This window comes from candidate division WOR-3 bacterium, assembly GCA_039801725.1.
Taxonomy (GTDB): Bacteria; Hydrothermota; Tepidihabitantia; order Tepidihabitantales; family DTDR01; genus DTDR01.
Genome location: JBDRVE010000019.1, coordinates 20,246 through 33,057, shown reverse-complemented (window position 1 = coordinate 33,057; position 12,812 = coordinate 20,246). Strand labels below are relative to the sequence as shown.

Genomic DNA, 12,812 nt, shown 5'->3' with positions numbered 1-12,812 from the left:
AAAAGAATAAAAATACTTTTCTTGATTTTTTAAGGTAATAGAAAAATAGGAAAAAGGCAATCGGATAAAATTCATAACGGGTTAATGTTCCTAAGATAACGAGAGAAATTAATTTATCTAAATCATCTTTAAGAAAATAATAGAATGTCGAAATCAAAAGTAGGATTGTTAAAATTTCGGTCATTGGTGATATAGTATAAACTAATAAATAGGGATAAAATAAGAATAAAAGAGAAGAAAAAAGAGAATAGGGATAGGGAAGAATTTTAAAAAGAAAATATGTAATTAAAAGGAAAATGAGTATGTTTAAAATAGTACCAGAAAAACCAGTAAAATATAGTATATCAAAAAAGACAAAAGGAATAAGAAGTAAATGATATAAGGGAAGCCAAACCGTTCCTAAATTTTTAATTGTGGAATATTTACCATTATGAATAATATTTTTGGCAATATATAAATGAGAAAGTCCATCAAGCGAGGAACTTGTATTTAAAAATCTTTGATAAAAGTAAAAAGCGGTCAATAAGGGAATAATAAATGAGAGAAGAAAGATAAGAATTTTAAGAAATTTCATTAATAGAGCTTCTTAATCTTCTTTTTGGGATAATAATGGGAAAGGATTTCTTTATAGTTATATCCCTTTTTTGCCATTGCCATTGCTCCATCTTGACACATTCCTTTGCCATGACCGTAGCCATAACCGACTATTTTTATTTTATTATGGGTAGCCTTTATCTCAAAGAGGGTTGATTTTAGACCAAAGAGATTACGAAATTTATTACCGGAAATATAGAAGATTCCTCCATTAGTATAAAACCTTACCTTTTTTACCCTTTGGGATTTTCTTTCCTTTTCCAATTTTATCTTTTTAATTCTTAATGGTTTTTTCTTTTGGTAATTAATTATTTTCTTTAAGGTTTCCGTAAAATTTTTAATTTCCCAATCTTTTTCCCATTTATAATTTTTGCTATTTTTACAAAAAGGTGCTTTAGATAATGAATACTTTTCGGAATCCCGTTTACCATTATAAAGAATACCACCACAATTTGCGTGATACATTGCCTTAAAAACTCTTTTACTATCAATTAAAACCTCGCCTTTTGTTTCTTTTACTGCTTTCGTTGTTAAAGAGGTTTCTCTCTTTTTTCCTTCATAAGCCTGGTCTAAATTTGGTGAAGCAAAGATATCATAAAATTTTAATTGATTTTGGAGCATTCTAAATAAAGCATAACTTCTTGCGGCTACTGCTTGGGCTTTGGCACTCTCGTAATTTTCCTCATCAATCGGACCAATTTCACAGGCAACAACTGAATAAAGATATTCTTCTAAGGGCAGGATGTTTATTAAGCAAGGTTTTTTATATTTCCAAATAGCATCATAAACAATCTTAAAATATCCCCGATAGGTTTTATCTCGAAAAGAGAGATTAGTGTTGGGATAGGGAGTTAAAATAACCGGCTCTAAAGCAAAATCAAACAGAAGGGAATCTCTTAAAAATATTTTATTATCTTTTATCTTAATTAATTTATCTCTTATCTCAATTTTTTTATCTTTTTGGGTTAAAGTAAAATAGCCTTTTAAAGAAAAGGTATCCTCTTCAAAACTAATTAAAACTCGAATATTTGGTTCATATATTTTTCCCTTTTTTACAAAAGGAACACAGGAAAAGAGAATAAGAGAAAGAAAAGATATATATTTCTTAGTTAACAACAATCTTTCTCCAGAGATTTTCGTAAAGGATAAAGTAAACTCCCTTTTTAAGGCGAGAAGCATCAATTGGTTTATTAGTTTCTAATATCTTTCTTCCTAAAAAGTCATAAATCTTAAATCTTCCAAAACTTTCCTTCTTTACTTTCTTTCCTTCTTTTATTTCGCTAATTTTTTCGCCACAAGAAAAGATAATTACTGGAAAATCAGAACTGGGCAAGGAAAGAACCTCTCTTATTAGATTTCTTTCATTAGGTAATAAAGGCAGGGTTAAAGAAGAAGACAAATTTAAAGATTTTGCCTGTAATAACATTTGGATACCAACAAAGCCGGCTTCTAAGAGATGATAATTAGAACTGGTATCACCGACACAGATAATAATATAAACTGGTGCTGTTTGAGGAATTCTCGGAATAGCATTTCTCAAAGCACTTCTTCGGTCTTCATTAACAATTACTTCAATTCTATGGTCAGCAGTTGTTAGATTTGTTCCTGGTGGCAGGCGATTATGATAGCGATAGACACCATATTCATTAACAAGATAGATTTTTTGAGTTAAATAATAATTAGCAATGGCACTGGGAACAGTAAGCCCCCGACGATTATTGGCGGTCATATGGGGTGTAACACCATATCCTGCCCATAAGATTTGGGAAATTTTTTCAATAGAGAGGGGAGAGGGTAAAAAAATCGTATCAAAACTTAAATCTCTTATTAATATTTCAAAAGTATCATGTTGATAGATTACCGGTCTTGGTAAAGAAGAATCAGAAGAGATAGCAATATTCGTAGTATCAATTCCCCTTCTTTGAGAAAAACCATAAACATTAACAAGTCTAATTGGATGAATAGGTGACCAGTTATTATTCGCATAATTTGTTGCGCTTTGCATTGGACAGGAAACCGCATTAGATAGAGAATCCCAAAAACTGGTAGCAGCAAGTAGACCAAGTTGAATAATAAAACCGGCTTCTTCATATCTTTCGGTAGCAACACCAATCTCAAAAGCAGAATTACTATTAGAACGTCGATTACCAGTAAGATGTAAATTTAAGGTATGATTTTCGGGATTGTATAAATACAAATTATTTGGTTTAGCAACATAAATCTCCCGATAAGAGCCAATAATTGGTGCCTTTGCCATTGCCCATAAAATATTACTTAAAATTTGATTGGATAAGTTGCTACTAAAACCCGAATGGAAAGAATATCGGCTATTACTGAGGAGTTCAAAAGAATTTCTATTAATCACTGGCGAAGGCAAGGTTTCAATTTGTAAGATAAGAAGAGAAATAAAGATAAAATTAATCATAAATAATGATATAAAAATATATTAAAAAGTCAAGAAAATAAGATTATTTTTGATAGGGGGAGGGGGTATATACTTATAAGTCTTTATAAATCAAAGACTTAAATGGGTATAGGGTTATCCCTATATCGGTATCCTATATAGTACTCGTTATTAAAATCTAAAATTTAACACACTTTTTAGTAAAAGCAATAAGAGAAAAAATAATTATTGACTTTCCATATTAGGCAATTATAATTCTTTATGATAATTATTTTCCTTCTTTTTTACCAATGGGTAACGATAGATATTGACACAATTGTTGTTAATAATAATTCAAAATCTTTGACAATGCAATCCTTAGTAATTGATTCCTTTAACCACCTTACATACCATTTGGCACAAAGGGATGGGTAATTTATATTATCTTTTTAATTCTTACAAAAACTGGATTTTAAATGGGCAACGCTCCTTTAAAGAAGAGTTTATTTCTTTAATAAGTAAGAAAAATTTTTAAAAAAGAGGTAAAGGATGTGCGAAATTACAATTACATTAAATTTTGAAGAAATAAAAAAAGTGCTTTCGTCGTCTCAAAGTCTTTCAAAAGATGTAGATGTGGAGTATGATTTACCAAGAAAATTAATTGATGAATACTGGGATAAAAATTTGAGAACAGTAAGTGATGTTGCAACATTATTTCTTATTGCTTGGAATAATGCTGCTTTTCGATACGGAGGTTTTAAGCCTGATAAGCTTAAAGGATGGGTAGAAGAAAATAGAGATAGAATAGATGGTTTTAGGAAAAGGGAAATTACTTCTTTGAATGAAAATGATAAGAAATGTATAAAAGAGATGTATGAAACTCTCGCTACTTGTATATTGAAGACTAAGAAAAGACAATTTATTGCGGCGGCAAAAACATTACATATATTAGCACCTTCATTTTTTCCAGTATGGGACAATAAAGTAGCAGAAGGGCTTAGATTTAGAGGAATTGACGCAGATAACTATGTAAAATTCTGTGTAGCATTAAAAGATGTTCTTGAGAGGGAAAGAGAAAATGTTGAAAAGCTTAAAAAGTGGTATTATAAAGAGTTTGAAAGTACGCGTTTTATTTACGGTTACTCTCAACGAACTATACTCAAAATCCTTGATGAGTATTTTTATTTAAAATTTACTAGAGGAGTAGTTTAATAACAAAATAGTTTACAGTTTAAGGAAATTTTGTATTGATAAAATTTTAGGTTTCATTCCTTTTGATAAATATATTGATTTTCTTTATAACTCTTTTTAGAATAATTGAAAGTTATGAAAGTTCCTTTTATTGATTTAAAAAGGGAATATCAATTCTTTAAAAGAGATTTCAAAATAGATAATTTTTTAAAAAAGGGTGATTACATTTTAGGAAGGGAGTTAGAACTTTTTGAAAAGGACTTTTCTAAATTCTTTTCTTCTAATAATAATTTTTATTCGGTAGGTGTTAATTCCGGGACCGATGCCTTGATTTTGGCATTAAAGGCATTAAAGGTGAAAGAAGGAGATGAGATAATTACTACTTCTTTTTCTTATATTTCTACTGCCTTGGCAATATTAAAAGTAAAAGCAAAACCGGTTTTTGTTGATATCAAAGAAGATTACAATATTTCGCCAAAAGAGATAAAAAAGGCAATATCTAAAAAGACGAAAGGGATAATAATTGTTCACTTATTTGGGCTTCCTTGTGATATGGAAGAGATTATTGATATAAAAAATAGATATGGACTTTTTTTAATAGAAGATTGTTGCCAAAGTTTTGGAGCAAAATATAAAGATAATTATTGCGGTTCTTTTGGTGAGATTAGTTGTTTCTCTTTTTATCCAACAAAGAATTTATCTTGCTTTGGTGATGGTGGCTTATGCTTGACAAAATCTTTTTATTTCTATCAGAAAATAAAGGAATTAAGAAATCCCGATTTAAAAAAAGAATTTGTTGATGATATTGGATTTAATTCCCGTTTAGATACCATTCAGGCAATGGTTTTAAGAATAAAATTAAAGAAAATAAAATTTCTATTAGAAAAAAGAAGAGAGATTGCCAAAATTTATAATGAAAATTTAGGTTCCCTTTTGGTCTGTCCAAAAGAAGAGAATAATAAAATCCATTCTTACAATATTTACACAATAAGGGTAAAAGATAATAAAAAATTAAAAAATTATTTAGAGAGATTGGGGATTGAGACAAAGATTTATTATCCTTATCCATTATATTATCAACCAATTTTTAAAAACAATTCAAGGATAATTGGATGTAAAAAGGCAGAAGAATTTTCCAAAGAGGTTTTGAGTCTACCTTTGTATCCCTTTTTGAAGGTAAAAGAAGTTAAAGAAGTTATTAAAAGAGTTAAAAGTTATTTAAAGGAGGTTGAAAATGAAGATTAAAAGGTTTTTAATATTTTTCTTTCTTTTGGGAATTTTTGTTCTCTTTGGTGAAAATTTTCAAACCCATCCTTGGGCTTGCTATCATCACGATTCCCAAAGAACCGGACGTTCTGATTTTATTGTCGGCGATTCTTTAGAAATTGCTTGGACCTATAATGTGGGTGCTGAAATTTCCGGTTCAGCAGTAGTGGATAATTTAGGAAGGATAATTTTTGGTGCGCGGGATGGTTATTTATATTGTTTAAATTCTAATGGTGAACTTTTGTGGCGTACTTCCTTGGGAGCAACAGTTTATTTTTCAACACCGGCATTAGATGACAGTGGGAATATATATATAACGACAAGTAGAAAATTGATAAAACTTAATTCTAATGGTGAGATATTATGGTCCTGGCCTAGTCATAATTTGCTTTCTATTAGTCATTCACCAGTAATTGGTAAAGATGGAAAGGTATATTTTGCTTGTTATTCAGATAGCCTTTATGCTTTAGACCCTGCTGGCAATTTAGTTTGGGCTTTTTATTTAGAAGGAGATGTAAATTCTTCGCCAACAATTGGACATGATGGCAGAATTTATGTAGCAACTACTCGGGCAAGTCAAAACAAACTTTGGGCATTTAATCCTTTCGGTTCTCTAGCTTGGAGTTATAATCTTCTTGGTGAAGCAGATTTCGCCACACCGGCAGTAGGATATGATTCAGTTATTTATTTGAGTGTTGGTTACTCTAATTATCTTCTTTATGCAATCAAACCTGACGGTAGTTTAAAATGGCAGACTAATCTTGCTTCTTCTGGTTATAGTTGTCCGGCGATTGCTAATGAATCAACAGTATATATAAATGCTTCTGGTAGATTATATTGTATTGATTCTCGTAATGGTAATATTCGTTGGTTCCTTTCTGGTTTTAGCAGTTATTCAGCACCGGCAATTGATGCCTTAGGAAATATTTATCTTGGTTCTGATAGAAATTTCTATGTGGTCTCACCAAACGGTCAAATTCTCTGTTCTCGTTCAATTTCTTCAAGCCAGAGTTTCTTTTCTTCACCGGCAATCGGTCCTGGTCACCGTGTTTATTTTGGTCATATGAATGGAATATTTTATGCCTTTCAAGGATATCCCCAAGTTTTTATGAAAGAAGAAAGAGAAAATAAAATTTTATCATCTTTGAAAGTTCTGCCCAATCCTTGTAACTTCTTTACCACAATTTATTACCATCTTTCTCTTTCTGATAATGTTGTTTTAAAAATATATAATAATTCAGGCTATTTATTAAAAACTTACAATCAATACCTTCCTGCTGGTAATCACAAATTAAAAATCTTAGTTAATAATTTAGTAAATGGGGTTTATTTCTTAGTATTAGAGACAAGTAAAGAAAAAGGTGTTATTAAACTGATAGTAAAATAAAATATTAATCTTTAAGGTCTAAAAATTTTTTTAACTTCTTAATTGATTTTTAAAAAATTTTTATTATAATGAGTGTTAACAAGGGAGGATGATGAAAGAAAAAATAGTTAAAAAAGTAATTGTTGTGGTTTTTTTTATTTTTTTAATCAACTTTTCTTACGCGATTGATTATCAGAAAGACCAGTTCAAACTTACCTTGAATCCCCATATTCTCAGCGGATATCTCTTTTCTATTGAAAAACAAGATAATATGACCAAACGTACAAATACTTTTTATATCCCAAGAACTTATTTAGATTTCAAATTAGAATACGAAAATATCTTTTACGGAAAGGTTTACTTTGATATTGCTGGTAAGGACTGGTATTCCTATGATTTGTATGTGGCTCTCACACCAACAAAAGAGACAGAAGTCCGTTTAGGTAAATTCAAACAACTTTTAGGATATGAGGTTGCCACATCTGCTCATAAGGTTCATTTTGTTGAAGGTTCTTTGATTTCTTCTTTAAGGTCTCCGGTCTCAACAAGGGATTTCGGTTTAGGGTTCTTCCATAAAGCAAAGATGTTTGAAATAAATCTTAATCTCGTAAATGGCACAGGAAGGACAGCGCCTACTGATGATAATGAATGGAAAGATGTTTCGGGCAGGTTTATATTAAAATCAATAGAAAAAAGTTTTATCGGTGCAAACTTTTATTATGGGAAAAAAGGAGTTGGTGAAATAAGAGACTTACTTCCTTATCTTCGATTAGGTTTAGAAGCAGGTTATACAAAATCACCTTTCACAATAATATTTGAATATCTTATTGGTAGGGAGGAAAAAGAACCGGTTAAAAAACCAACGGGATTTTATGGTATTCTTGGCTATCAAATTGACAAAATCCAGCCAATTTTCCGATTTGACTTTAGAAAAAAGGATAGCAATGCTAATAAGGAATGGGGACTTACCTTTGGACTAAATTACTTTATTTACGGAGATAACTTAAAAGTAATGCCCAATATCGCCTATTATAAATATGCTGAAAAGCACACATTAATGAAACTTATCTTTCAATTACAAGGATACTTCTAAAAGAGAAAGATGAGACGGTTTATTCTTTTATTTGCCTTGTTTTTGCTTCTTTTAAATTGTCCTCGTCAAGAGACACTAGTTATCAAAGGTTCAGATACGATGGTTAATTTAGTAAGTGCCTTAGTAGAGAAGTTTTTAAAGGAAAATCCAAAGGCAAATATTACCGTAATGGGCGGTGGTAGTGGTGTTGGTATTGCCGGTTTGATTGATAAAGAGGTAATGTGTGCCAATTCTTCAAGGGAGTTAAAGGAAGAAGAAAAAAACAAATTAAAAGAAAGTAATGTAGAATACTTAGAAATTCCAATTGCCTATGATTTATTATGCATTATTGTAAACGAAAATAATCCAATCGAAAGTTTGACAATAAGCGAATTGAAAGATATTTATCAAAGAAAAATAAAAAACTGGAGAGAAGTGAAATCTTTTGATAAGGAAATTTCTCTTTATGGCAGAAATCCCGCATCCGGAACTTATGAGTTTTTTAAAGAAATAGTTTTAAAAGGAGATTATTCACCGGATATGAAACAGATGGCAGGAACAGCAGCAATTGTTGATGCGGTATCTCAAGACAAAGGCGGAATTGGTTATGTTGGTTTGGGATATATTAAAGGAATAAAAGGAATAAAGGTTCTAAAGATAAAGAATGAGAAAGATGGAAAATATTATACTCCTTTGGATATTAATAATCTTTCTAAATATCCATTAGCAAGACCATTATATCATATTGTTAATAAAGAATATTTCTATTTTAATAAAGGTAAAATCTTAAGAGACTTTATTAAATGGGAGTTGACAAAAGGTGATGCGATAATTGAAGAAGTTGGTTTTGTGCCACTTCCTCAACCAGAAAGAGAAAAGGTGCTTAATCTCATAGAAAAGAAGTAGCTGTTTTCCTATACTAAAAAGCAAGAGGGGGCATAAAAGCCCCCTCTTTTATTTTTATATTGACTTTTTATCAGATTTAAATCATTATATAAGATAATGAAAAGATTTCTTTTTATTTTATTAATTCCATTATTAGTGTTGGCAATCTGGGATATAAAATGGGTAAATCATAATCGCTGGTCTTTTCCAATTACTAATTATGGAATATGGGGTTTTGATATTCCTTCACAATTTGCTGGTGGCAGTTGGCCTAGACCTCTGAGAAACTTCTATATCTTTGGTGCTGGTTTAATGGTTGGTGGAATTTTAGAGGGTGATACTTTGGTAAGTGTGGGTTATGATTTATCTAATGGAACTTCCGAAATGGTGCCCACACTTACTTTTTACTGGCGAAATGGTTATTTAGATTCGGCTGATAGAATTTATAAATATCCTGAAGATTGGCCACCGCCAAAGAAAAGATTTCCAATGGCGCCGATAATGCCCTTATCAGAAGCAGATTTCTGGTGTTGTTTTTGCGATTCCGATCCTTCCTATCATCGGCCAAACGATACCAGACCAATGGGTATTAATATTACTTTAACCTGCTATCTTTTTTCTGATACAATCGCCCAAGATTTTTTCTTTTTGAAATATGAGATATTTAATCATAATGATTATCCAATAAATATTTAGGAATTGCCTTTGATGGGGATGTTGGTGCTTATTCCGATGATATGTATGGTCTTATTTTAGATAAAACCTTCAGAATTAGAATAGGCAATGAGACAATAAATGCCGAATAAAAAATGTTGCTTTTATTTTTGATTCCGATAACCGAGAATATCCCAGTAGGGTATGGGAAAGAGGCACACCGGGAGCAGTAGCAGTTGCCCATCTGTATAACTCTTTGGGCATTGAGCAGATAAGTGCCTGTAAAAAAATAACTATTTGGCAAGCTCCAGAAACAGATATAGAGAAATACTTAGTATTAGTTGGCTACGATCATATCACCCGCCGGTACGAACCTTACGATACTCTTGATGATATTCTGGGAGATAAAACGTTTATTATGTCAATCGGACCTTTTGATCTTTTTCCTGGTTCTTGTGAGATTTTCTATTTTTCAGTTATTGCTGCTCCCTATGGTAACGAAGGTGCACCGCCTAACCAAAGAGATACTATTCCTTTGGCTAAGGCATGTTATTTAGCTGAAAAGGTATTTAGAGAGAGAATATTAGGTGTTGATATTGGGGAAAAAGATAAAAAAGAGAGAAGTAGCGAAATTTATATTTCGCCAATTGTGACTAAAAATAAACCCTTAATTATGAGCAATCAAGAAAAGAAAATAAATATAGAAATTTATGATATTAATGGAAAGCTTTTAAAAGTAATAAACCAAAAACCACCTATTTATCTGGATAACAGAACACGGAAGGGTATCTATTTTATAAGAATCCTAAAAGAGAATAAAAGAAGTTTAAAAAAGATAATAAATTTATATTGACTTTTCATTAATCTTTAATTAAAATTATAAGTTATGAAAATTTTTAAATATTTTGTTTTGGTATTTCTACTTTTTGCTTTCTGTGGACAGAAGAAAGAAGTAAAAAAAGAAGAAGTGAAAATTGAAAAAAAACTTATCTTTTTAATTGCGCCTAAGGATTTTCGGGACGAAGAGTTTAAAATCCCCTATGATTATCTGAAAAGTGCTGGTATAAAAATAACAGTTGTTTCGCAAGAGACAACCGAAGCAGTGGGTATGTTGGGAATGAAGGTAAAGCCAGATATTTCTTTGGAAAATTTAAACTATAAAGATTATGATGGTTTTGTTTTGATTGGCGGTTCTGGTTCGGTTTTTTATTGGAATAATAGAAAGGTTTGGGAGATTTGTCAGTATTTTAATGAAAGAAATAAACTTTTGGCAGGTATCTGTTTGGCACCAATTACGATTGTGAAAAGTGGTGTGCTTAATGAGCGAGAAGCAACCTGTTTTAAGGATAAACGAGCATTAGAAGAGTTTAAAAATGCCAATGTGAGATATGTTGATAAGGATGTAGTTGTTGATGGAAATGTAATTACCGCTAATGGGCCAGAGGCAGCTGAGAAGTTTGCTAAAGCAATTTTGGAATATCTGAAAAAACACTAAATTTTCTTTCGGTTTTTCCTTGAGGTGCGTGTTACAAAGAGTAAAATCAGCCGAGTGTTATATTGAAAATAAATTATATTCAAAAATTGGAGAAGGGATATTAATTTTTTTGGGAATAGGCGAAAGTGATAATGAGAATAAATGTGTTAAGTTGGCTCAAAGGATTCCTCAATTAAGAATTTTTGAGGACGAACAAGGAAAGATGGGTTATTCTTTAGAGAAAATAAAGGGTGAAATAATGGTGATTCCTAACTTTACTCTTTACGGTGATTTAAAATCAGGACTAAGACCGGATTTTACCCAAGCGGCAAAAAAAGAAGTGGCAGAGAGTTTATACGAAAGGTTTGTTTCGGAATTAAAGTACCAAGGAATAAAAGTTGAAAAAGGAGTATTCGGTGCCAAGATGTTAATAAAAATTGAAAATGACGGTCCAGTAACCTTTATTTTGGAGGAATAAAATGCTCAGAAGTATGACCGGAATCGGTGAGGGGAAAGGATACGGAATAAATGTTGAATTGAAATCTTTTAATCATAAGCATTTAGAAATAGCAATTAAAATGCCTGAGAAATTGAAGATTTATGAAGCAGATGTGAAGGAATGGATAAAGAATAGAATTAAACGGGGTTATTTACAAGTTGCCATAAATTTAGAAAGCGATGCTCTCTTTAACGAAGAATTTACTTATGACGAAAATTTAGTAGAGAATATTTTAAAAGTTTGTAATAATTTAAAAGAAAAATATAAACTAAAAGGAGAGTTGGATATAAATTTTCTTCTTTCCTTTCCAGGTGTTTTAAAAATGGAAAGGAAAGAAAAAAATAGTAAAAAATTGTACGATAATTTAAAGAAAATTTTTAATAAAGCACTAACCAATCTAATTAGAATGCGTGAAAAGGAAGGAAAGTTTATTGCTCAAGAGTTTAGAAGGCGCATAATGCGGATTATAAAATTGGTCAAGTTGATTGAAGAACGGATCCCTAATAAACTCAAAGAGAAAGAAGAGGCTCTTCTTAATAAGATAAGTCCCAATAATAAAGAAGAGATACGCAACCGAATTTTGCAAGAAATTTCTTTACTACAGGAGCGGATTGATATCGCCGAAGAGTGTAGTCGTTTGCGTTCCCACGCTCAACTTTTTCTTGCTACTTTAAAAGAAAAGATATCCTCGGGAAGAAAATTGGAATTTATTGTCTCTGAGATGATTCGGGAGGTAGAGACTTTAGCAAGTAAGGCAAGAGATTTTTATATTTCGGAAAAAGTGATTATGATTAAAGAAGAGATTGATAAAATTCGCGAGCAGGTAAGAAATGTTGAATAGTAAGATTTTTGTTTTGGTTGGTTTTTCCGGTAGTGGCAAATCAACGTTAGTGAGAAAATTACTCAGAAAAGATAATAAAAATATTTTCTATTCAGTTTCAGTAACAACGCGACCAAAAAGGCGAGGCGAAAGGGATGCTAAGGATTATTATTTTGTTTCTTTTACGGAGTTTCAAAAGATGATTAAAAGAAAAGAACTTTTGGAATGGACATTTGCTTATGGTAATTATTACGGAACCCCCAAAAAACCATTTATGAAAGCGTTGAAGGAAGGGAAAAAAATTTTAATGGATTTAGATATTAAAGGTGCGCAAAAAATTAAAAAACAATTTAAAGAACAGAGCAAAGTAATTTTGGTTTTACCTCCTTCCTTTTCGGTTTTAAAAGAAAGATTAGAGAAAAGAAAAGAAAAAGAGTTAAATTTTCGGTTAGCAAAAGATAAAAAAACTTGGCAAGAGGTTTTGAAAAGCCAAAGGATTTTTGACTATTATTTAATGAATGATAATTTAAAAGAAACAATTAAAAATTTAGAAGCCATTATGCGAGTAGAAGATTTAAAAGAAATGCCAAAACTTAAAAGGAGGTAAA

The 12,812-nt window shown here is 31.0% G+C and carries 15 protein-coding genes; 12 read left to right on the top strand and 3 right to left on the bottom strand.

Features of this window, described 5'->3' with window-relative positions; genetic code table 11:
- The 3 genes from ABIK75_05180 to ABIK75_05170 form a co-directional block, all read right to left on the bottom strand.
- Positions 1-574 (bottom strand): hypothetical protein (locus tag ABIK75_05180; GenBank protein ID MEO0090480.1); only part of this gene is annotated, 574 nt, incomplete at its 3' end.
- On the bottom strand, positions 574-1,713 hold the full coding sequence (locus ABIK75_05175; GenBank protein MEO0090479.1) for a SpoIID/LytB domain-containing protein: 1,140 nt from the start codon (positions 1,711-1,713) through the stop codon (positions 574-576). The genes ABIK75_05175 and ABIK75_05180, both read right to left, overlap by 1 nt.
- A complete protein-coding gene (locus tag ABIK75_05170; protein MEO0090478.1) occupies positions 1,700-3,019 on the bottom strand; it encodes a nitroreductase family protein in 1,320 nt (439 codons plus the stop codon). Before ABIK75_05170 ends, ABIK75_05175 begins: the two co-directional genes overlap by 14 nt.
- A gap of 240 nt (positions 3,020-3,259) precedes the next feature.
- Here ABIK75_05170 and ABIK75_05165 point away from each other — a divergent pair, with 240 nt between their 5' ends.
- The 12 genes from ABIK75_05165 to gmk all read left to right on the top strand — a co-directional run bounded on the left by ABIK75_05165 (position 3,260) and on the right by gmk (position 12,811).
- Positions 3,260-3,412: a hypothetical protein gene (locus ABIK75_05165; protein ID MEO0090477.1), complete on the top strand. Its 153-nt coding sequence runs from the start codon at positions 3,260-3,262 to the stop codon at positions 3,410-3,412.
- 114 nt (positions 3,413-3,526) lie between these two features.
- Positions 3,527-4,189 carry a hypothetical protein gene (locus tag ABIK75_05160; GenBank protein MEO0090476.1) on the top strand — a complete coding sequence of 221 codons (663 nt, stop codon included), beginning with the start codon at positions 3,527-3,529 and terminating at the stop codon, positions 4,187-4,189.
- A 114-nt stretch (positions 4,190-4,303) separates the two neighbouring features.
- Entirely contained in the window at positions 4,304-5,413 is a 1,110-nt protein-coding gene (locus ABIK75_05155) for a DegT/DnrJ/EryC1/StrS family aminotransferase (GenBank protein ID MEO0090475.1), read from the top strand.
- The gene (locus ABIK75_05150; GenBank protein ID MEO0090474.1) at positions 5,403-6,821 is read left to right on the top strand and encodes a PQQ-binding-like beta-propeller repeat protein; all 1,419 of its coding nucleotides are present in this window, start codon (positions 5,403-5,405) and stop codon (positions 6,819-6,821) included. Before ABIK75_05155 ends, ABIK75_05150 begins: the two co-directional genes overlap by 11 nt.
- Before the next feature lie 91 nt (positions 6,822-6,912).
- Positions 6,913-7,893, top strand: coding sequence for a porin (locus ABIK75_05145; GenBank protein MEO0090473.1), 981 nt, complete (start codon positions 6,913-6,915; stop codon positions 7,891-7,893).
- 9 nt (positions 7,894-7,902) lie between these two features.
- Positions 7,903-8,778 (top strand): PstS family phosphate ABC transporter substrate-binding protein, encoded by an 876-nt coding sequence (locus ABIK75_05140; GenBank protein ID MEO0090472.1) that lies wholly within the window; start codon positions 7,903-7,905, stop codon positions 8,776-8,778.
- Between the two features lie 96 nt (positions 8,779-8,874).
- Positions 8,875-9,453: a hypothetical protein gene (locus tag ABIK75_05135; GenBank protein MEO0090471.1), complete on the top strand. Its 579-nt coding sequence runs from the start codon at positions 8,875-8,877 to the stop codon at positions 9,451-9,453.
- A gap of 214 nt (positions 9,454-9,667) precedes the next feature.
- Positions 9,668-10,264: a T9SS type A sorting domain-containing protein gene (locus ABIK75_05130; protein ID MEO0090470.1), complete on the top strand. Its 597-nt coding sequence runs from the start codon at positions 9,668-9,670 to the stop codon at positions 10,262-10,264.
- A 33-nt stretch (positions 10,265-10,297) separates the two neighbouring features.
- Positions 10,298-10,906 (top strand): DJ-1/PfpI family protein, encoded by a 609-nt coding sequence (locus ABIK75_05125; protein ID MEO0090469.1) that lies wholly within the window; start codon positions 10,298-10,300, stop codon positions 10,904-10,906.
- Positions 10,907-10,934: 28 nt separating this feature from the next.
- The gene (gene dtd / locus ABIK75_05120; GenBank protein MEO0090468.1) at positions 10,935-11,363 is read left to right on the top strand and encodes a D-aminoacyl-tRNA deacylase; all 429 of its coding nucleotides are present in this window, start codon (positions 10,935-10,937) and stop codon (positions 11,361-11,363) included.
- A gap of 1 nt (position 11,364) precedes the next feature.
- Positions 11,365-12,225, top strand: coding sequence for a YicC/YloC family endoribonuclease (locus tag ABIK75_05115; protein MEO0090467.1), 861 nt, complete (start codon positions 11,365-11,367; stop codon positions 12,223-12,225).
- Positions 12,215-12,811, top strand: coding sequence for a guanylate kinase (gene gmk, locus ABIK75_05110; GenBank protein MEO0090466.1), 597 nt, complete (start codon positions 12,215-12,217; stop codon positions 12,809-12,811). The genes ABIK75_05115 and gmk overlap by 11 nt, the downstream gene beginning before the upstream one ends.
- Position 12,812: the final 1 nt, after the last annotated feature.